This window comes from Pantoea sp. GABEPS69 (assembly GCF_045780835.1).
Classification (GTDB): domain Bacteria; phylum Pseudomonadota; class Gammaproteobacteria; order Enterobacterales; family Enterobacteriaceae; genus Pantoea; species Pantoea septica.
Window position 1 is genome coordinate 913,238 of record NZ_CP118618.1, and the last position, 21,431, is coordinate 934,668.

Genomic DNA, 21,431 nt, shown 5'->3' on the forward strand with positions numbered 1-21,431 from the left:
GGCGACTACTGCGCGGTGGGCTTCACCATCGCGCCGCCTGAGCGGAACCTTTCCAGAAACTGATGCTGGAAAATACACATGCGGATGGTGTTGCGATATTCGCCGTTGATAAAGAACTCGTGCTTCAGCACCCCTTCCGTCTCAAATCCCAGCTTGCTGTAGATGTGAATCGCCTTCTCGTTCTCCTGATCGACAATCAGATAGAGCTTGTAGAGATTCAGCACTGAAAAACCGTACTCCATCGCCAGCTTTGCCGCCTGGCTCGCCAGCCCTTTGCCCTGATGTGCCGGATCGATAATGATCTGAAACTCGGCGCGGCGATGCACGTGGTTGATCTCCACCAGCTCTACCAGCCCGGTTTTCTGGCCGTCGTGCTCCACGACGAAGCGGCGCTCGCTCTGATCGTGAATGTGCTTGTTATAGAGATCGGAGAGTTCGACAAAGGCCTCATAAGGCTCTTCGAACCAGTAGCGCATGACGCTGGCGTTGTTATCCAGCTGATGAACGAAGTGCAGATCTTCCCGCTCCAGCGGGCGTAGCTTAACCGTCATGGTCACCTCTTTGCAGATAGATTACGCGCGAGTATAGCGTGCTGGCTCGCGCGCGATCCATCATGCGCCGATCTGCTCGACGATGCGCCCCTGCGCCATGCGCGCGGCGCGGTCGCACATATGGTCGATCACGTCGGGATCGTGGCTGACCAGCACCATGGTCAAACCGTCGTCGCGCTTGAGATCGTTCAGCAGGTTAAGGATCTCCGCCTGCACCGACATATCGAGCGCTGAGGTCGGCTCGTCCAGCAGCAGGATCTTCGGCTCCAGCAGCAGCGCGCGCACGATCGCCACGCGCTGGCGCTGGCCGCCGGAGAGCTGATGCGGATAGCGCTCCGCCAGCGCCGGATCGAGGCCGACGTGGCGAAAGCCCTGATCGATGCGGTCGTCGATGTTGTCGCGGCGCAGCAGCTTCAGCGGCTCCGCCAGGGTGCGGCGCAGGCGGTGGCGCGGATGCAGCGAGGCGTAGGGATCCTGAAACACCATCTGCACGTCGCGGCGCAGCTGGCCGGTAAAGGGCTTGCCCGGCGCGACGTCGCTGCCCGCCAGCGCCATTTTTCCCTGCCAGTGCGGATTTAGCCCGGCCATCACCCACAGCAGCGACGACTTGCCGCAGCCGGAAGGGCCCACCAGGCCGAAGCACTCGCCGGCGTTAACCTGCAGGTCGACCTCGTGCACCACGGTGCGCAGCTCATAGCCCTGCTTGTGCGCGACGCTCAGCCGTTGAAGATTAATCATGATTCGTCTCCAGCGCGGCGCGATCCAGCACCGGCAGCGGCTGGCCGTGGGTCGCTTTGCTCGGACGGCACGACCAGAGCGTGCGCGTATAGGGATGGGTAGCGCGCGGCAGATCGGCGGCGGGCAGCGTATCGAGCACGCGGCCTTTGTACATCACCATCACGCGCTCGCAGTGTTCAGAGACCTGCTGCAGATCGTGGCTGATCAGCAGCAGACCCATATTGCGCGCTTCGACCAGGCGACGGATCAGCGCCAGCACCTGATCGCGCATGGCGTGATCGAGCGCCGAGGTCGGCTCGTCGGCGATCAAAAAGGCGGGATCGGTAATCAGCGCGATCGCCAGCATCACCCGCTGGCCCATGCCGCCGGAGAGCTGATGCGGATAGCGCTGCATCAGCTGGCGCGGCTGCGGCAGGCCCACGGCGTCGAGCATCTCGCACACTTTCTCTTTGCGCTCGCTGCGGCTCAGGCGGCGGTGCAGCAGCAGCGGCTCCTCTACCTGCCAGCCGATGGTGCGCGTCGGGTTAAGCGCATATTTCGGGTCCTGCATCACCATCGCCACCGTATCGCCGCGCAGCGCGCTCCAGGCTTTTTCGCTCAGGCGCAGCGCGTCGTGCCCGGCCACTTCCAGTTTCTGCGCGTGCAGGTGCAGCGCAGGAGAGAGCAGCCCCATCAGCGAGCGCGCGGTCAGCGATTTGCCGGAGCCCGATTCGCCCACCAGCGCCACGCGCTCGCGGCCGATGCAAAAGCTGATGTCGTCCACCAGCAGCGCGTCGTCGCTGCGGATGCTCAGCGACTCGGCGTGAAGTAACAGATCATTTGGCATGGCGGGTATCCAGACGGTCGCGCAGGCCGTCGCCTGTCAGGTTAAAGGCCAGGCTGGCGAACAGAATCGCCGCGCCGGGGGCGGCGGCGACCCACCACTGGTCGAAAATCACTTTGCTGCCTTCCGCTACCATCGAACCCCATTCGGCGGTCGGCGGCTGTACGCCCATGCCGAGGAAGCCCAGGCCGGCGGCGGAAAGAATAATGCCGCCGAGGCTGAGCGCGGCGCGCACCACGGCGGTGGGCAGGCAGAGCGGCAGAATATGGCCGAACATCAGGCGCAGTCCGGTGATGCCCTGCATCCGCGCGGCGGCCAGATAGTCGCTGCGGCGCAGCGCCAGGGTTTCGGCGCGCGCCTGGCGGGCGAAGGGCGGCCAGCTGGTGAGCGCCAGCGCCAGCGCGCCGTTCATCAGGCCGGGACCGAGCATCGCCACCAGCGCCAGCGCGATCACCAGATTTGGCAGCGAAAGAAAGATATCGGTAATGCGCATCAGCACGCGCTCCGTCCAGCCGCCAACATAGCCGGCGGTAATGCCGACCAGCAGGCCGACCGGAATGGTCAGCACCAGGATCAGCGACACCAGCAGCAGCGTCGGGCGCGCGCCGTAGATCACGCGCGACAGCAGATCGCGGCCGAAGCCGTCGGTGCCGAACCAGTGCTGCGCCGACGGCGGCAGCAGGCGCGCCGATATGGTCTGCAGATTGGGATCGACAGGCGCCAGCAGCGGCGCGAACAGGGCGGTCAGCACCAGGATCGCCACCAGGGTCAGGCCGATGGTGAGCGAGGTAACGCGGCGGCGGCGACGGCGCGGCCGCACGGTTTCGAGTTCAGAGAGTTGTTGCGTCATCGGGTTCTCGGATCGGTTAACCAGGTTAGGGCGTCCGCCACGGCGTTAAGCAGTATGAAGCAGGCGCCGATCAGCAGCGTAGAGCCGAGGATGGCCGGTACGTCGGCCGAGAAGAGCGCGTTGGTCATGTAGCGTCCGACGCCTGGCCAGGCGAAAACGGTCTCGGTCAGCACCGAGCCCTCCAGCAGCGTGGCGTAGGAGAGGGCGATCACCGTCACCAGCGTGCCCAGCACGTTAGGGAAAATATGGCGCAGCATAATGCGGCCGCGACCGGCGCCCTTGGCGCGCGCCAGCGTCACATACTCTTTGCTGCTCTCTTCCAGCAGCGCGGCACGCAGCAGACGGGTAATGCCCGCCATCGCCAGCAGGCCGAGGATCACCACCGGCAGCCAGAGGTGGGCGATGGCGTTGCGGAACATCTCCGGATCGCCGGAGAGCCAGCTGTCGATCAGCACGAAGCCGGTTTTCGGCTCCAGCGTATAGACGTAGAGATCGTCAAGCCGTCCCGGACCGGCCGACCAGTGCAGCACGGCGTAAAACAGCAGCAGCCCGAGCAGGCCGAGCCAGAACACCGGCACCGAGTAGCCGAGCAGAGAGACGAAGCGCGCCACGTTGTCGATCACGCTGCCGGGCTTCCAGGCGGCGAGCAGCGCCAGGCTAACGCCGAACAGGGCAGCGAAGATCATCGAGCAGGTCGCCAGCTCGATGGTGGCGGGAAAGGTCTGCATCAGATCGTTCGCCACCGGCTGATTCGTCAGGTGGGAAAGACCGAGATCGCCACGCGCCAGATGTTCGAGGTAGCGCCAGAACTGCACCAGCACCGGCTGATCCAGTCCCAGCTCGTGGCGTACCTGCGCGTAGGTCGCTTCGCTGGCGTGATCGCCGGCGATCTGCTGCACCGGATCCACCGGCGACAGGTGGGAGAGCATAAAGGTAAAGGCCAGCAGCCCAAGCAGCGTCACCAGCAGCGACAGCAGGCTGGTGACCAGCCGCGACAGGCGCGGCCAGAGCTGCCGGGCGAACCCGGCCTCCGAGGCTGACTGCGCCATTATTTGCTGACCTGCGAGTAGTAGACCATGTCAGGGTTGATGCCCTGCACGTAACCTTTCAGGTTGTCGCGCAGCGCGACCAGGTTGCGCGCCTGCAGACCGATGACGTACGGCGAGTTTTTCAGCACCGATTCCTGCATCGCTTTGTAGAGCGCCACGCGCTTCTGCGGATCGCTCTCCGCGGTCGCCGCCAGCACCTGCTTGTTTAGCTCGGGAATATGCCAGTCGGAGCGGTAAGCGATGGTTTTGCTGCCGTCTTCCGGGTTATAGGCGAAAGAGGCGGCGTTGGTGTTGGGATCGAAGTAGTCCGCGCCCCAGGCGTTCAGCGTCGCCTGATACTTATGCGCCTTCACGCTAGTGGAGACTTCCGAACTCAGGCCCGGCTGCACGTTGATCTTCACGCCGCCTTTGGCGAAGCTGCCCTGCAGCGCCTGCGCGATATCGAGGTAGGGCGGCTGATTGCTGGTGGAGAGATCGAAGCTGACGTTGGTCAGGCCCGCTTTCTGCAGAATCGCTTTTGCTTTTTCAGGATCGTAGCTGTAAGGGGTATCGTTGACCGCGCCGAGGAAGCCTTTCGGCAGGAAGGTCTGATGCACGTCGAACTGGCCTTTCAGCAGGTCGTTGGCGATGCCCTTATAGTCGAACAGGTAGCGCGCCGCTTCCCACAGCGCCGGATTCTTCAGGGTCTCGTTGCCGCCGACGTTGAACTGAATGTAGTAGAGCGACGCCATCGGGTAGGCTTCCGTCTTCACGCCCGCTTTGCCTTTCAGCGCGGCGATCTGATCGGCGCCGAGGTTACGCGCGATATCCGCGTCGCCCTGCTCCAGCAGCAGACGGCGCGCCGCCGGCTCCGGCACGTTTTTAATCAGCACGTTTTTCAGCTTCGGCGCGCCGGCCGGCGAGGTCGGGTTAGCGCTCAGCAGCACCACCTGATGCAGCACCACTTTGCGGATCTGATAGGGACCGCTGCCCGCCGAGTTTGTCGCCAGCCAGCCGTTGCCCAGATCGCCGTTCTTCGCGTTCGCCATCACGGTTTTTTCATCGACGATAGAGGAGACCGGCGCGGAGAGCAGGCTCAGCACGTAGGTCGGGCTGACGTTGGCGGTCCAGCTGATCTGCACGTGGTTGTCGTCGACTTTCTTCAGGAAGGTGTCGACGTTCTCTTTGGTCCAGCCGAGCTGCGTCAGAATAAAAGAGGGATCGAGGTTGAGCTTCACCACGCGGCCCAGCGAGAAGATGACATCTTCCGGGCGCAGCGGATTGCCGCTGGAGAATTTAGCGTCTTTGCGCAGTTCGAAGGTCAGGCTGCGGTTATCGCTGCCCGGCTGCCAGCTGCTGGCGAGCGTCGGTTTCAGATCCGTCGGGTTTTGCGGATCGGACTGGACCAGGCGCTGATAGATATTGGTAAAGGCCTGCACGCTGGTCAGTTCAAACCCTTTAGCGGGATCGAAGCTGTCGGCGTCATCGATAGACTGAGCGATCACCAGGGTATCTTTTGGCGTGGCGGCCTGTGCGGCAAAGGCGGCGGTCAGCGAAAGCGCCAACAGAGAAGCAGCGGTTTTTTTCATGGTAATTCCTTGCCTTATAAAGTAGTCACGCGAGTGTACGAGAGGGCTTAAAGGAAGAATAGTCTATTATTGGCTAACCTTATGCAGAAAGGTTATAAGGGTGGCGCTCTGGTTATAAGAGACGCAAAGCGGTGTTAACTAAGTATAGAGAAACAGAACCTCAACGAAGCGTATTTAGCCTTAATTTATTCTTTATCCTTTTTTCGCCGCGCTTATAATAGCGGCAACTTTCTACTGGAGAATTCACTTGGACAGTCATTCGATTTGGTTACTGACACCGGCAAGCTGAATTTCCATGCTGCTTGCCATCCGGCGGGCAGCGATCCTCTTTAATAACGATTGCTCCCTGAAAACGCTATTTATTATAAGGCGATCGTTATGCTGTTTTTCACTCACGCACTTTTTCCTCCACCTCGCTCGCGTAGCTGACCGGCTGCGCCCTGCGCCTGCGTCTTCTCACCGCGTCGACAGATAACTGCGGCGAGCGGTTCGCGCCTGCGGCTTATTCGCCCGTCACGCTACGCACTCCCTTAAATATTTTCTTTGATTACGCACGCCTTACTTCGCGTGCCGGGATTGCTTTGCCTGTTACAGGGAGAACTCACCATGTCCGAATTAAAACTGGAAAGCCAGACGCTGGCGAAAAATAGCCGCCGCGCCGCGCGAAGCGGCGCAAAACATTATTTAATCGAGCAGGAAGCGGATCGCACGGTCGAGGCGACGCTGGCTCACTTGCACAGTCAGGCTGACGGGCTGAGCCAGCAGGAAGCGGAACGCCGTCTGTCGCAGTTCGGCCCTAACGAGGTGGCGCAGGAGAAAGCGCCGCCTGCGCTGCTGCAGCTGCTGATGGCCTTTCATAACCCCTTTATCTACGTGCTGCTGGCGCTGGCGGCGGTGAGCTTTTTCACCGACTACTGGCTGCCGCTGCGCGCCGGGGACGAGGGCGATCTTACCGGCGTCATCATCATCTGCACCATGGTGACGCTGAGCGCGCTGCTGCGTTTCTGGCAGGAGTTTCGCACCAATCGCGCCGCCCAGGCGCTGAAGTCGCTGGTGCGCACCACGGCGACCGTAATGCGCGACGGCGCGCCGCAGGAGATCGCCATGCGCGAGCTGGTGCCCGGCGATATCATACTGCTCAGCGCGGGGGATCTGGTGCCTGCCGATGTGCGTCTGATGCGTTCACGCGATCTCTGCGTAAGTCAGGCGGTGCTGACCGGCGAGTCGCTGCCGGTCGAGAAGGTCGATCTCAGCGCCGAGGTGGCGGCCAAAAGCAGCAGCGGTCGGTCGGCGGGCAAAAGCCTGCTGGAACAGGACAACATCTGCCTGATGGGCGCCAGCGTTTCGGGCGGCAGCGCCTGCGCCGTGGTGGTGGCGACCGGCAGTCAGACCTATTTCGGCTCGCTGGCGAAATCGCTGGTCGGCAGCCGCGCTCAGACCGCGTTTGACCGCGGCGTCAACAGCGTCAGCATGCTGCTGATCCGTTTCATGCTGATTATGGTGCCGGTGGTGCTGTTGATTAACGGCTTCAGCAAAGGCGACTGGACCGACGCCGCGCTGTTCGCGCTGGCCGTCGCCGTGGGGCTAACCCCGGAGATGCTGCCGATGATCGTCAGCTCGAACCTGGCGAAAGGGGCGATGGCGATGGCGCGCCGCAAGGTGATCGTCAAACGCCTTAACGCCATCCAGAACCTCGGCGCGATGGATCTGCTCTGCACCGATAAAACCGGCACGCTGACGCAGGATGAGATCCAGCTGTCGCACGTCCTCAACTGCGACGGCGAAGAGGATGAACGCGTGCTGCTGCTCGGCTGGCTGAACAGCAGCAGCCAGACGGGCGGCAAAAACCCGATGGATCGGGCGGTGGTGCGCGCGGGCGCGCGACGCATCAGCGAGGCGCAGCGCAGCCGCTATCACAAACAGGATGAGCTGCCTTTCGATTTTGCGCGGCGTCGCCTGTCGGTGCTGCTGGAAGATCTGCAGCAGGGCGAATCGCTGCTGGTATGCAAAGGCGCCGTTGAGGAGATGCTCGCCGTATCAACCCGCGTGCGCGTCAACGGCGAATGCGTGCCGCTCTGCGCCGCACGCCGCACGGCGCTGCAAAAGCTGGCTGAAACCTATAACCAGCAGGGCTTCCGCGTGCTGCTGGTGGCGACGCGCGCGGGCGAGATTGCGCTGCCGCTGACGCAGGCGGAGGAGCGCGAGCTGACGCTGGAAGGGATGCTGACCTTCCTCGATCCGCCGAAAGCGAGCGCAGGCGAAGCGATTAAGGCGCTGCGTGCCAGCGGCGTGGCGGTCAAGGTGCTGACCGGCGACAACCCGACGATCACGGCGCGCATCTGCCGCGAAGTGGGGCTGGACGCCAGCGGCATGCTGACCGGCGATGAGATCGAGGCGATGAGCGACATCGAGCTGGCGCAGGCCGCCGAGCGCAGCAGCCTGTTCGCCAGGCTGACGCCGCCGCAGAAAGCGCGTCTGGTGCGGCTGTTCCAGCAGAGCGGCCATACGGTCGGCTTCCTCGGCGACGGCATCAACGACGCCCCGGCGCTGCGCGACGCCGACGTGGGTATTTCGGTCGACAGCGCGGCGGATATCGCCAAAGAGTCCTCCGACATTATTCTGCTGGAGAAAGATCTGCGCGTGCTGGAAGCGGGCGTGCTGAAAGGGCGCGAAACCTTCGGCAATATCATCAAGTACCTGAACATGACCGCCAGCTCTAACTACGGCAACGTCTTTTCCGTGTTGATCGCCAGCGCCTTTATTCCGTTTCTGCCGATGCTGTCGATTCACCTGCTGCTGCAGAACCTGATGTACGACATCTCTCAGCTGGCGCTGCCCTGGGATAAAATGGATCCGGAGTTCCTGCGCAAGCCGCGCAAATGGGACGCCGGCAATATCCGACGCTTTATGCTGTGGATGGGGCCGACCTCGTCGCTGTTCGATATCACCACCTTCGCGCTGATGTGGTACGTCTTCGGCGCGAATCATGCGGGCGCGCAGTCGCTGTTTCAGTCCGGCTGGTTCGTTGAAGGATTGCTGTCGCAGACGCTGGTGGTGCATATGCTGCGCACGCAGAAGATCCCTTTTATTCAGAGCCGCGCGGCGCTGCCGGTGCTGCTGACCACCTTCGCCATTATGGCGCTCGGCATCGCCATTCCCTTCTCGCCGCTCGGCGCGATGGTCGGCCTGGTGCCGCTGCCGCTCGCCTATTTCCCCTGGCTGGCGGCGACGCTGTTCGGCTACTGCCTGGTGGCGCAGGGCATGAAGCGGATCTATATCCGCCGTTTCGGTCAGTGGTTCTAGGAGGGCGAACATGAAAAGAAGAGGACTCGACCGGGCATTTATCAGCGTCGCGCTTATCGCCATCGCGCTGATCCTGCTGACGATGATAGTGCGCTAACTCGCGGGCGGCGAGGCGACTCGCCGCCGTTTTTCTGCTACTTCAGCCGGGCTGTAGATATTTTTGGTATTAATTTTTCCACCTGGCTCTTCTCTTCCAGCGATGCCGCTCTGACCGCCCATCTCTATACAAAATTGTAAAATCCATTAAACAATCCGCCTGAAAATTCATCAGAAGAGAGTTGTCGCTAACCCGAATTTATGGATAATACGCAGCCAGTTTTACTTAAATTAACATAATTTACGATTACTTTACGCGACAGGGACTGTCTGATGCATCTTCGGCACAAATCTATTCCGCTCTCTTTTTCTCTGCTGGCTGGCGCTTTTTTAACCGCGCAGGCCGCTGCCGCCGACGCGTTTCCTGACGCTAACGAACAGATCCGCCAGCAACAACAGCGCCAGCAGGCGCTGGAGCAGCAAATTGAACCGAAGGCACCCGACGTGCGGCTCTCGCCGCCCGCTTCCAGCTTCGGACGCATCGACTTTCCCGCTGAAAAACCCTGTTTTCCCATCGCGCGCGTCGAGCTGCAGGGACAGCAGGCGCTGCCGCACTGGCTGCCGCTGCGTCGCATCGCCAGCCAGGCGCAGGGAAAATGTCTGGGCGCGCAGGGCATTAACCTGCTGATGAGCGCCCTGCAAAACCGGCTGGTGGATCACGGCTATGTCACTACGCGCGTGCTGGCGCCTTCGCAGGATCTCAACAGCGGCGCGCTGCGGCTGGTGATCCTGCCCGGCTACGTGCGGGAGGCGAAGCTGACGCCGGAGAGCGATCGTCATCTCTGGCTCTACAGCGCTTTTCCCGCGCACGCCGGCAACCTGCTTGATTTACGCGATATCGAGCAGGGGCTGGAAAACCTGCAGCGGCTGCCGACCGTGGAGGCCGATATGTCGGTGGTGCCCGGCGAACAGCCAGGCGAAAGCGATATCCAGGTGCGCTGGAAGCAGCAAAAAATGTGGCGTGTCGGCCTGTCGCTGGACGACTCCGGCACCCGCAGCACCGGCCGCTACCTGGGCGGCGTCACGCTGTCGCTCGACAATCCCTTTGCGCTGAGCGATCTCTTTTATCTGTCGGCCACGCACGATCTGCAAGGCCAGGGCGGCAAGGGCAACAAAAACTTCACCGGCCACTACTCGGTGCCGTTCGGCTACTGGATGTTCTCCGTAACGGGCAGCGATTACGACTATCACCAGACGGTCGCCGGCACGAATCAGGATTACCGCTATAGCGGAAAAAGCAAAAGCCTCGATCTGCAGCTCAGCCGCGTGCTGCACCGCAGCGGCTCGCAGAAAACGTCGCTGACCTATGACGTGCTGACGCGCGAAACCCGCAACTATATCAACGACACCGAGGTGCAGGTGCAGCGGCGACAGACCGCCGCCTGGCGTATCGGCCTGCAGCACCGCCACTATATCCGCCAGGCGACGCTGGACGCGGGCGTCAGCTATCAGCGCGGCACGCGCTGGTTCGGCGCTCAGCCTGCGCCGGAGGAGTATTTCGGCGAGGCGACGGCGCTGAGCAAAATCGTGCAGCTTAACGCGCAGTTCAACCTGCCGTTCCGCATCGGCGATCAGCGTTTTCGTTACAACATGCAGTATCTGCGCCAGATGAGCAGCACGCCGCTCACGCCGCAGGAGCAGTTCTCCATCGGCAACCGCTGGACGGTGCGCGGCTTCGACGGCGAGCGCACGCTCAACGCCAGCCGCGGCTGGTATCTGCGCAATGACATCGCCTGGAGCACGCCGCTGCCCGCGCAAGAGCTTTATCTTGGCGTGGACTATGGCGAGGTGAGCGGGGCAGGCAGCGAACTGCTCACCGGCCAGCACCTGGCGGGCGGAGTGGCAGGGCTGCGCGGGCAGGCCTTTAACACCGGCTATGACCTGTTTATCGGCACGCCGCTCTCTAAACCGGACGGCCTGCGCACCAGCGACGTCACGCTCGGCTTCAACCTCAACTGGAGCTACTGAGCATGCGCGCGGGAAACTATGAGATTAAATCGCCGCTGATCCTCGGCGGCGAAGAGAGCGAAGCGGAAGTGCTGGGCGCCGCGGTCTGGCTCTGGATGCACTCGCCGCTGCATCGCGACGCGCCGCTGCACGCGCTGCCGACGCTGCTGCTGCCGATCGTCAAAAGGCAGCAGTACGTGCTGGTCGCCGAAGCGGGCGAGCCGGTTTTTTTCTTTAGCTGGGCCTGGCTGAACGAAGAGGCCGAGGCGCGCTATCTCACGCTGCCTGCGATCCATTTCCCGCCCGAGGACTGGAACAGCGGCGAGCGCATGTGGTGCTGCGACTGGATCGCGCCGTTTGGTCATACCGCGTCGATGAGCCGTCTGGTGCGCCGCGACCTCTTTCCTCACGCCTGCTGGCGGGCGTTAGACCATCGCGGCGAACAGCGCGGCAAGCGCGTGTTGAATTTTCATGGCGCCAGCGTTAACCGCGAGGCGGCAAAAAAGTGGCGACAGGAGCATCCGCTCGCCGTGGCGTTACCGCAAATCTGATAGGGACATTAGATGAACAGAAACCTCTACCGCATTATTTTCAACAAAGCGCGCGGCATGCTGATGGTGGTGGCCGATATTGCCGGTTCAGGCCGCGCAGGCGGCGCACGCGCATCGGGCCTGGGCCGCACGCTCAGCCGACTCATCGGCCGGGTTGGCGCGCTGAGCTTCAGCCTCTGGCTGGCGATGGGCGTCATCCAGCCCGCCAGCGCCGCCATCGTCGCCGATCCGCAGGCGCCGGGCGGTCAGCAGCCGACCATTATCAACAGCGCCAACGGCACGCCGCAGATCAATATTCAGACCCCTTCCGCTGGCGGCGTGTCGCGCAACAGCTATAGCCAATTCGACGTCGGGCAGCAGGGCGCCATTCTCAATAACTCCCACAAAAACGTGCAGACCGAACTGGGCGGCATGGTGAGCGGCAACCCCTGGCTCGCCCGCGGCGAGGCCAAAGTGATCCTCAACGAGGTAAACTCGCGCGATCCCAGCCGCCTGAACGGCTTTGTCGAAGTGGCGGGACAAAAAGCGCAGGTGGTGATCGCTAACCCGTCCGGCATCACCTGCAACGGCTGCGGATTTATCAATGCCAACCGCGCCACGCTCACCACCGGTCAGGCGCAGATGAATAACGGCAACCTCACCGGTTTTAACGTCGAGCGCGGCGAGGTGGCGGTCGAAGGCGCGGGCATGGACAGCTCACGCCAGGACTACACCGACATTATCGCCCGCTCGGTGAAAATTAACGCCAGCGTCTGGGCTAAGGATCTGAACATCACCACCGGACGCAACCAGGTGGATGCGGCGCATCAGCAGGTCGCGAAACAGGGCGACGATGCCGCTTCGCGTCCGCAGGTGGCGCTGGACGTCTCCAGCCTCGGCGGCATGTATGCCGGGAAAATCCGCCTGATCGGCACCGAAGCGGGCGTCGGCGTGCGCAACGCGGGCAACATCGGCGCTCAGGCCGGCGCGGTAACCATCACCGCCGACGGCCGCATCGAAAACAGCGGCAGCATACGCAGCAGCGGCGAGTTGCAGGTCGCCACCAGAGAGGGCCTGAGCAACAGCGGCGCGCTCTTCGCCGGCGGCAGCGCCACGGTCGCCAGCGCGGCAGAGCTGCAAAACAGCGGCTCCGTCGCCGCGCGCAATAACGTTACGCTGCAGGTCGCTCGTCTCAACAGCGCGACGTCGGGCATCCTTGCCGCAGGCGTACAGGATGACGGCAGGCTCGGCGAGTCAGGGGATCTGACGCTCGCGGCCGATGGCGCGCTGAGCGCCCAGGGCGAGAACCTGGCGGGCGGCAGCCTGACCGCGCGCGGCCAGCGTCTGGATCTCAGCGGCAGCCGTACGCAGGGAAAAAACATCACTCTCGAGGCGCGCGACGGCGACATCGCTACGCGCGGCGGCACGCTGGTGGCGCAGCAGCAGCTCGCTGCCCGCACCGGCAAAACGCTGGATAACGACGGCGGCGCGCTGACCGCCAGCAAGCTCGAGCTGCTGGCGCACGATCTCTCCAGCCAGCAGGGCCAGATTACGCAAACCGGCGGCGACGACCTCGCTATCGCGCTGCCGGGCAGCCTGAATAACCGCGGCGGACGCATTGCCAGCAACAGCGGCAGCCTGTCCCTGAACGCCGATACGCTCGATAACCAGTCCGGCGAGATCGCCCATGCCGGCAGCGGCGCGCTGGCCATCGACGCGCGCAGTCTGCAGGGCGAAGGCGGCAAGCTGCTTTCCAACGGTCAGCTCAGCCTGCGCGGCGGCGAGTTTAACCTCGACAAGGGAACGACCTCCGCGCAGCAGATCGACGCCGATGTCGACAGCCTGTCGAACCAGCAGGGCCAGCTGGTGCAGAGCGGCAGCGGCGAGATGCGGCTGCATACGCGCGGCGCCCTGAATAACCAGGGCGGCCAGCTGGCGGGCAACGGCAATATCGACCTCAAAGCTGCGGCGCTGGATAACCGCTCCGGCGCCATCGTCGCCGCACAGCAGGGCAGCCTGACGGCGCAGGTCAGCGGCGTGGTCGACAACCGCCAGGGCGAACTGGCGGCCAGCCGCGACCTCAGGCTGAACGCCGATCGGCTGGACAACAGCCAGGGCCGCGCGTCGGCGGCAACCGGCGCCGCCAGCCTCGCCACGCAGCAGGCGCTGGCGAATCAGGCGGGCCGTATTGAGGCGAAGGGCGATCTGACCCTCAGCGCCGCCGGTCTGGACAATCAGGAGGGTACGCTGCTGGGCGATAACCTTCAGCTGGGGCTGGGCCAGCGCGCGCTGGATAACCAGCGCGGCGTCATCGCCGCGTCAGGCGCGCTGCGCAGCGACAGCGGTGCGCTCAACAACGACGGCGGGCTGCTGCAGGCGGGCGGCGATCTGCTGCTCGACACGCACGGCGCGCGCCTGAGCAATCAGCTGAGCGGCGACAGCGGCGGCATCCTGAGTGCCGGCGCGCTGACGCTGCGCAGCGGCGAGCTGGATAACCGCCAGGGGATGCTGGCGGGCGGCGGCGCTGCCCAGCTAACCACGCAGGCGCTGAACAACAGCGGCGGCACGCTGGTGGGCAAACAGCAGCTGCGGATTGAGAGCGACGGCGCGCTGACCAACGACGCGGGCCTGTTGCAGTCGGGCGGCGACGCCCGTATCGACACGCACGGCTATGCGCTGAGCAACCGCGACAGCGGCAGCAAAGGCGGCATCAGCAGCCTGGGCGCGCTTACGCTTAACGCCGGGGCGATCGACAACCAGCAGGGCTTTATCGCCAGCCAGGGCGATCTCCAGCTAGACGGCGCACAGCTGGATAACCAGCGCGGCACGCTCGCCTCGCAGGCGGCGCTTTCCGCCGCTGCGGCGAGCGTCAGCAACCAGAGCGGCGCCATCAAGGCGGGCCAGGGGCTAACGCTGGAGGCTGCGCAGCGGCTCGATAACCAGGGCGGCACGATCGGCGCGGGTAAGGCGCTGCGCGTCACGGCCGGCGAGCTGCTTAACGGCCAGGGCGTGCTGGCGAGCGGCGACACAGGTAGCCTGAGCGTCGACGCGCTGGATAACCGCGGCGGGCAGCTGGCGGCGCAGCAGGCGCTGACGCTGCGCGGCGGCACGCTCGACAACAGCGACGGCGGTCTTATCCAGAGCGGCGATGGTCTCGATATCGGCGTAGATACGCTGCTAAACCAGAACAGCGGCGAGAAAGGCGGGCTGACCAGCCAGGGCGAGATGCTGATCCGCGCCGGGCGGATGGAGAACGCGCAGGGGCTGGCCCTGAGCGGAAAAGCCTTGCAGCTGGCGGCGGGCAGCCTGAATAATGCAGCTGGTACGCTGGTAGCGCAGGATCAGCTTCGCCTGGACATCGCATCGCCGCAGGACGCGCTGCGCCTCAACACCACATCAATGCTAAACGCGCTGCGTCTCGATACCGCATCGGCGCTGAATAACCGGGCAGGCCTGCTGCAGGGCGGTAGCGTGCTCGTCGACAGCCACGGCCAGGGCGTCGACAACCAGAACGGCACCCTCTACAGCCTGGGCGATCTCAGCCTGCAAGGCGGCGATATCGACAATCAGGGCGGCACGCTGGGCGCGAAAGGCGACCTCAGCCAGCAAAGCGGCGAGCTGGATAACCGCAATGGCGGGCGCGTGGTGAGCGAGCAGGCGGCCAGCCTCACCACCGCGCATCTGGATAACCGCGGCGGGCAGATCCAGAGCGTCGGCGATCTGCTGCTGTCGAGCGCGCAGGGCGTTATTGATAACGCCGCTGGCCTTATCCGCAGCGGCGCGACCGCCGTGATCAACGCGCTGCAGCTCAATAATCAGGATACCCAGGGCGCGCAGCAGGGCATCGAAGCGGCAAGCCTCAACGTCACCAGCGACAGCATCGCCAACCAGCGCGGCACGCTGCTGGCCGACCGGCAGCTGACCATCAACAGCCGGGGCAGCGTCGACAACAGCCAGGGCGAACTCTCTGCCGGAGAGGATCTTTTGCTGCAGGGCGACGGCCTGGCGCTGACCAACAGCGCGGGCGGCGTCAAGGCGGGCCGATCGCTGACGATCCGTGCCGATCGCATCGGCGGCGACGGCCAGATCCTCTCCCGCGGCGATATCACGCTGGTCAGCCAGCAGAGCCTGAACAACAGCGGCGAGATGATCGCCAACGGCAGCTTCAACTTCACCACGCCGGGCGACGTCGTCAACAGCGGCAAACTGCTGGCGGGCGGCAAGCTGGATCTGCGCGCCAGCAATCTGCTGAACGCCGCCAGCGGCGAAATCAATGCCGGGCAGGACTGGCTGACCCTTAACGGGCAGCTCACCAACTACGGCCTGATCGACGGCAAGCAGACGCTGCTCAAAGCCGGCACCTTAACCAACATCGGCAGCGGCCGGATTTACGGCGATACGGTCGGCGTGCAGGCCGGCACCTTCAATAACCTGGCGGAAAACGGCACCGCCGCCACGCTGGCGGGGCGCGAGCGGGTCGATATCGGCGTTCAGACGCTGAACAACCGCGATCATGGCCTGATCTACAGCGCGGGGGATATGGCGCTGGGCGGGCAGCTGGACGCCAGCGGGCTGGCGACCGGCAGGGCCGACACCCTTAACAACCACAGCGCCACCATCGAGTCGGCGGGCGATATGCAGATCGACGCCGGGCAGATCAATAACGTCAACGACCATTTCAGCACCGAGCTGGCGACCGTTTCCACTGAGGCGATCACCGAGTATCAGCAGTCGGGCGACACCGTGCGCTGGAAAGCGGGCGAGCCGGGCGTGTTTGTCGACCGCAACTCCGCCGACTCGCTGCGGAACCTCAACACGCCGGGCAAAACCGGCAGCAACCACGACCGCTTCACCCAGTATGACTACACCCGCACGGTGCAGGAGACGCAGATCGCCGAAAGCGATCCGGCGAAGATCATCGCGGGCGGCAATATGACGGTGAACGCCGATAAGGTGTTCAACGATAAGAGCCAAATCATAGCGGGCAACACGCTGACGATGAACGCGGGCGAGGTTGAAAACGTCGAGGTGGCGGGCCAGCGCATCACCACCGACGACGGTAAAGTCACCAGCTACTACCGCATCCGCCATAAAGGCGGCGACAGCCAGGGCAAAAAACAGTCAGCCTATACGCCGCCGGAGGTGATTGAGACGATTGCGCTGAAGCCAGGCCAGCTGGTCGATCACGGCGACATTAGCGGCACGCCAGTCTCGCTGGCGCCGCAGAGCGCGCAGGGCACCGACGCGGCGATCGGCCATACCGGCGACGTCAGCGCCGCCGTGGCGGGCAGCGCGCTTACGCCTGACTGGCAGGCGGTCGATAGCGGTGCGCTGCCCGCTATCACCGTCGCCGCCCTGAAGCCGGGGCAGCGTTTTGAAGTCCCCAGCAGCGTCGCGCCGCAGCAGGGCGAAGCGGCGCGCGTGGTGCGCATCGTCGGGCCGGATACGCGCCTGCCGGACAACAGCCTGTTTAAAACCAATCCGTCGCCCGGCGGCAAATACCTGGTGGAGACCGATCCGCGCTTTACCCAGGAGAAGCAGTGGCTGAGCAGCGACTATATGCAGGAGAGGCTGACGCAGAACAGCGACAACGTCCTGAAGCGCCTGGGCGACGGCTACTACGAGCAGCGTTTGATCCGGGAACAGGTGATTAACCTGACGGGGCAGCGCTATCTGGACGGCTACAGCAACGACGAAGACCAGTACAAGGCGCTGATGAACAACGCCATCGACTTCAGTCAGGAATACCACCTGACGCTCGGCGTGGCGCTGACGCCGCAGCAGATGGCGCTGCTGACCAAAGATATCGTCTGGCTGGTGAACGCGCAGGTCAGGCTGCCGGATGGTTCCACCCAGACGGTGCTGGTGCCGCAGGTTTACGCGCGCGTTCAGCCTGGCGATGTCGACGGCAGCGGCGCGCTGATTGCGGGCCGCAACCTCAACCTCAACCTGGGCGGCGGCCTGTTCAACAGCGGCACGCTGGCCGGACGCGAAGTGGTGAAGCTGAGCGCCGACAACATCACTAACCTGGCGGGCACCATCAAGGGCGCCAGCGTCGATCTCGCTGCCCGCACTGATATCAACAACATCGGCGGCGTGATCCAGGGCACCGACTCGCTGCTGGCCAGCGCCGGACGGGATATCAACGCCATCAGCACCACGCGCAGCGTTGAGAGCCGCAGCGGCGACAACAGCTTTGCGCGCACCACCGTCGACAGCGTGGCGGGCATGTACGTGCAGGGCGACGACGGCAGGCTGATCCTGCAGGCGGGACGCGATATCAACCTGACGGCGGCGCAGGTGGTCAACAGCGGCAAGTCAAGCCAGACGGTGCTTCATGCGGGCCGCGACCTCAGCCTTAATACCGTCACCACCGCAAGCCGCGACGATATCGTCTGGGACGGCGACAACAGTCTGAAGCAGGGCAATACGCAGGAGATCGGCAGCGAAGTGGTGGGCAAAGGCGATGTCTCGCTGCTGGCAGGCAACGATCTTAAGGCGCGCGCCGCCACCCTGTCGGCCGACCTCGCGCTGGCGCTGACCGCCGGACAGGATGTTACGCTGACGAATGGTGAGAACACCCAGGATCTGGACGAGCGGCATAAGGTGACCGGCAGCAGCGGCTGGCTGTCGAAGAGCACCACCACCACGCGTGACCAGATTGCGCGCCAGACGGCGCAGGGCAGCGCGCTGAGCGGCGACAGCGTCACGGTTGCGGCAGGCAACGACCTGCGCGTGCAGGGCAGCCAGATCGCGGGCACGCGCGACGTCGCGCTGCAGGCGGGCAACGATCTCAGCGTGGCGGGCGCGACGGAGCGCAACAGCGAACAGCATCTGGCGCAGGAGAAAAAGAGCGGCCTGTCGGGCACCGGTCGCATCGGCTTCAGTTACGGCACGCAGAGCCTGAAAACTACCGACACGGCGCAGGATGTGACGAACCAGGGCAGCACCGTCGGCAGCGTGAACGGCAACGTGACGCTGGAGGCGGGCAACCGTCTGGACGTGAACGGCTCCGAGCTTATCGCCGGCAAAAACCTGACGCTGGACGGGCGCGACGTCAGCGTCACCGCGGCGGAGAACCAGAGCAGCCAGACCCATAAGGTGGAGCAGAAAACCTCCGGCCTGACGCTGGCGCTCTCCGGCACGGTGGGCAGCGCGCTCAATACGGCGGCGCAGACGGTGCAGGAGGCGAAGTCCGCCGACAGCGGACGGCTGGCGGCGCTGCAGGGCACCAAAGCCGCGCTCAGCGGCGTGCAGGCGACGCAGGCCGCGCGCCTGGCGGCGGCGCAGGGCAACAGCCCGGAGAACAACAACGCCATCGGGGTCAGCCTCTCTTACGGCAGCCAGTCCTCTACCTCCACGCAGCGCAGCGAGCAGCGCACCGCCCAGGGCAGCAGCCTGACGGCGGGGGACAACCTGAGCGTGGTGGCGCGCGGCAGCGGCGTGAAAGGCGCCGACGGCGACCTGACGGTGCAGGGCAGCCAGCTGCAGGCCGGCAAGGATGTGCTGCTGTCGGCGAACCGGGACCTGAACCTGCTGTCGGCCGCCAATACCTCCTCGCTGGAGGGGAAAAACGAGAGCCACGGCGGCAGCCTGGGCGTGGGCATCGGCGCGGGCCAGGGCGGCATGGGCATCAGCGTCTCCGCCAGCGTCAACAAGGGCAAAGGCAGCGAGCAGGGCAGCGGCGTCACCCATACCGAGACCCAGGTAAGCGCGGGCAGCCAGGTAACGATGGTGAGCGGGCGCGACACCCTGCTGCAGGGCGCGCAGGTGAGCGGCGAGAAGGTGAAGGCGGAGGTGGGCCGCAACCTGACGCTGGCGAGCGAGCAGGACAGCGACCGCTACGACTCGAAGCAGCAGAGCGCCAGCGCGGGCGGCAGCTTTACCTTCGGCTCAATGACTGGCTCGGCCAGCATTAACGCCTCGCGCGACAGGATGCACAGCACCTGGCAGAGCGTGGAGGAGCAGACCGGCATCTTCGCGGGCAAAGGCGGCTTTGACGTGAGCGTCGGAGAGCACACGCAGCTGGACGGGGCGGTAATCGGCTCGACCGCGGCGGCGGATAAAAACCGGCTGGAGACGGGGACGCTGGGCTGGGATGACATTGAGAACCACGCGGACTATAAGGTAGAGCACCAGAGCGCGGGCATCAGCACGGGCGGCAGCATCGCCGGTCAGTTTGCCGGAAACATGGCGAACGGGCTGCTGGTGGGGGCGAACCACAGCGGCAGCGACAGCTCGGTGACGAAGGCGGCGATGAGCGAGGGCGCGATAGTTATCCGCGACCGGGATAACCAGACGCAGGACGTGAGCGGGCTGAGCCGGGACGTGGAGCACGCCAACCAGACGCTCTCGCCGATATTCGACAAGGAGAAGGAGCAGAACCGGCTGCAGGAGGCGCAGCTGATTGGTGAGATTGGCAACCAGGCGGCGGATATTGCCCGGACGGAGGGGCAGATACGGGCCACGAACGCCGGTAAGGCGGAGCTGGCGGCGAAAAATATCAAAGAGCCGGGCGAAGGCGCGTCGAAGGAAGAGTGGGCAAGGTACAACGAGAAGCTGACGGCGACGGACAGCTATAAGGCGGCGCAGCAGCAGTGGGGAACGGGCAGCGCCATCCAGCAGGGCATTCAGGCGGCGACGGCGGCGGTGCAGGGTCTGGCGGGCGGCAACCTGGCGCAGGCGGCCAGCGGGGCGGCGGCGCCTTACCTGGCGGAGGTCATCCACGACATGACCACCACAAAGGATGCGAACGGCAAAGAGGTGGTGAACGTTGAGGCGAACCTGATGGCGCACGCGGTGGTGGGCGCGGTAACGGCTTACGCGGCGGGCAACAGCGCGCTGGCGGGCGCCTCGGGCGCGGCGATGGGCGAGTATATTGCGCAGCAGATGTATCCGGGGGTTAAGCGTGAGGACCTGACGGAAGAGCAGCGCCAGACGATAAGCGCGCTGGGCACGCTGGCGGCCGGGCTGGCGGGCGGCGTGACGGGTGACAGCACGGCCGGCGCGGTGGCCGGGGCGCAGGCGGGAAGGAATGCGGTTGAAAATAACTGGCTGAGTGTTGAAGAAGCAGACAGGAAAGCGGTTCTGGAACGTAAAGAACGAGCCGGGACGATTACGGCGGATGAAAAAAATGAACTAAGCACAATCAACCAGACAGATAAAGCGCGTAATCAGGCGATCAAAGCCGTCTGTACCGAGGGAAATAAAGGTGGTCAGGCCTGTGGGGCGTTGGTTGGCCCGGCGCAGGAAGCTTTGAAAAAGTATGGTGAAAACGTTACTTATTCGCTGATTTATAAAGATCTGTATCCGCAGGATGCGGCGAATCTTGCAGCTATACTTCAGGGGCTGGATGCGGGAGGTATCAACCGCGACCGAGCAGTAACGGCAATAGCACAGGCTTCTGGGGTAAGCTGGGAAAAAGCAGCAAGTCGATATGATACTGCCATGCAGACTCAAGAGCTGGTTGCCGCTCTGGCTGGTTCTTATGGGCTCAAAAGTGTAATTAAGGAACCGACAAAAGAGAGTGCAGTTAAACAACAATCTCAGCCTTCAGCCGGAAGAACGGCAGAGCCGAATAGGATTGCTGCTGATGAGGAAGCTTCAGGGTGGTCGCAATACGATAAATATCGGAACGAAAGCGGAGACTGGAACTGGCCTGCAAAGTTAGGTTTTGCTGAAGAGCCAATTAAAACGACGCTTCCTGTAGGCACTCGTTTGGATAGGTATGGGAAGACAAATGGTTCTTTCCTGGCACCACAGGGTACGCCGCAGGAACAGCGTGCTTTAGCACCTGGCTCCTTAGCGGATCAGTACCATGAATACGTTGTCATCAAACCGTTACCTGTTATGCAAGGGAAAATAGCTCCTGCCTTTGGTGAGCCTGGCGGAGGTGTCCAGATCCTGCCTAATATGCAGGAACGAGTAAACGTACAATGGTTGTTAGACAACAAATACATTGAGAAGGTTAATTAAA

The 21,431-nt window shown here is 63.7% G+C and carries 12 protein-coding genes; 5 read left to right on the plus strand and 7 right to left on the minus strand.

The window, feature by feature from the left end; genetic code table 11:
• Positions 1-5 precede the first annotated feature (5 nt).
• From speG to PVE98_RS04390, 7 genes are all read right to left on the minus strand, one after another.
• The gene (gene speG, locus PVE98_RS04360; RefSeq protein WP_033754086.1) at positions 6-551 is read right to left on the minus strand and encodes a spermidine N1-acetyltransferase; all 546 of its coding nucleotides are present in this window, start codon (positions 549-551) and stop codon (positions 6-8) included.
• Between the two features lie 60 nt (positions 552-611).
• Complete coding sequence (locus tag PVE98_RS04365; RefSeq protein ID WP_096073672.1) at positions 612-1,289, minus strand: ABC transporter ATP-binding protein; 678 nt, start codon at positions 1,287-1,289, stop codon at positions 612-614.
• A complete protein-coding gene (locus tag PVE98_RS04370; RefSeq protein WP_096073671.1) occupies positions 1,282-2,115 on the minus strand; it encodes an ABC transporter ATP-binding protein in 834 nt (277 codons plus the stop codon). The genes PVE98_RS04365 and PVE98_RS04370 overlap by 8 nt, the downstream gene beginning before the upstream one ends.
• The gene (locus PVE98_RS04375) at positions 2,105-2,962 is read right to left on the minus strand and encodes an ABC transporter permease (protein WP_033754079.1); all 858 of its coding nucleotides are present in this window, start codon (positions 2,960-2,962) and stop codon (positions 2,105-2,107) included. The genes PVE98_RS04370 and PVE98_RS04375 overlap by 11 nt, the downstream gene beginning before the upstream one ends.
• Positions 2,959-4,011: an ABC transporter permease gene (locus tag PVE98_RS04380; protein WP_096073670.1), complete on the minus strand. Its 1,053-nt coding sequence runs from the start codon at positions 4,009-4,011 to the stop codon at positions 2,959-2,961. Before PVE98_RS04380 ends, PVE98_RS04375 begins: the two co-directional genes overlap by 4 nt.
• Positions 4,011-5,579 (minus strand): ABC transporter substrate-binding protein, encoded by a 1,569-nt coding sequence (locus tag PVE98_RS04385; protein ID WP_033754075.1) that lies wholly within the window; start codon positions 5,577-5,579, stop codon positions 4,011-4,013. The genes PVE98_RS04380 and PVE98_RS04385 overlap by 1 nt, the downstream gene beginning before the upstream one ends.
• Before the next feature lie 255 nt (positions 5,580-5,834).
• Positions 5,835-5,975 (minus strand): hypothetical protein, encoded by a 141-nt coding sequence (locus PVE98_RS04390; protein WP_187143662.1) that lies wholly within the window; start codon positions 5,973-5,975, stop codon positions 5,835-5,837.
• 210 nt (positions 5,976-6,185) lie between these two features.
• Here PVE98_RS04390 and mgtA point away from each other — a divergent pair, with 210 nt between their 5' ends.
• The 5 genes from mgtA to PVE98_RS04415 all read left to right on the plus strand — a co-directional run bounded on the left by mgtA (position 6,186) and on the right by PVE98_RS04415 (position 21,430).
• A complete protein-coding gene (gene mgtA / locus PVE98_RS04395) occupies positions 6,186-8,882 on the plus strand; it encodes a magnesium-translocating P-type ATPase (RefSeq protein WP_096073669.1) in 2,697 nt (898 codons plus the stop codon).
• A 10-nt stretch (positions 8,883-8,892) separates the two neighbouring features.
• Complete coding sequence (gene mgtU / locus PVE98_RS04400; protein WP_369826203.1) at positions 8,893-8,979, plus strand: magnesium transporter protection protein MgtU; 87 nt, start codon at positions 8,893-8,895, stop codon at positions 8,977-8,979.
• A gap of 272 nt (positions 8,980-9,251) precedes the next feature.
• Complete coding sequence (locus tag PVE98_RS04405) at positions 9,252-10,946, plus strand: ShlB/FhaC/HecB family hemolysin secretion/activation protein (protein ID WP_096073668.1); 1,695 nt, start codon at positions 9,252-9,254, stop codon at positions 10,944-10,946.
• A gap of 2 nt (positions 10,947-10,948) precedes the next feature.
• Complete coding sequence (locus PVE98_RS04410; RefSeq protein ID WP_096073667.1) at positions 10,949-11,476, plus strand: toxin-activating lysine-acyltransferase; 528 nt, start codon at positions 10,949-10,951, stop codon at positions 11,474-11,476.
• Positions 11,477-11,488: 12 nt separating this feature from the next.
• Positions 11,489-21,430, plus strand: a complete 9,942-nt coding sequence (locus PVE98_RS04415; protein ID WP_096073666.1) for a hemagglutinin repeat-containing protein — start codon at positions 11,489-11,491, stop codon at positions 21,428-21,430.
• Position 21,431 lies beyond the last annotated feature (1 nt).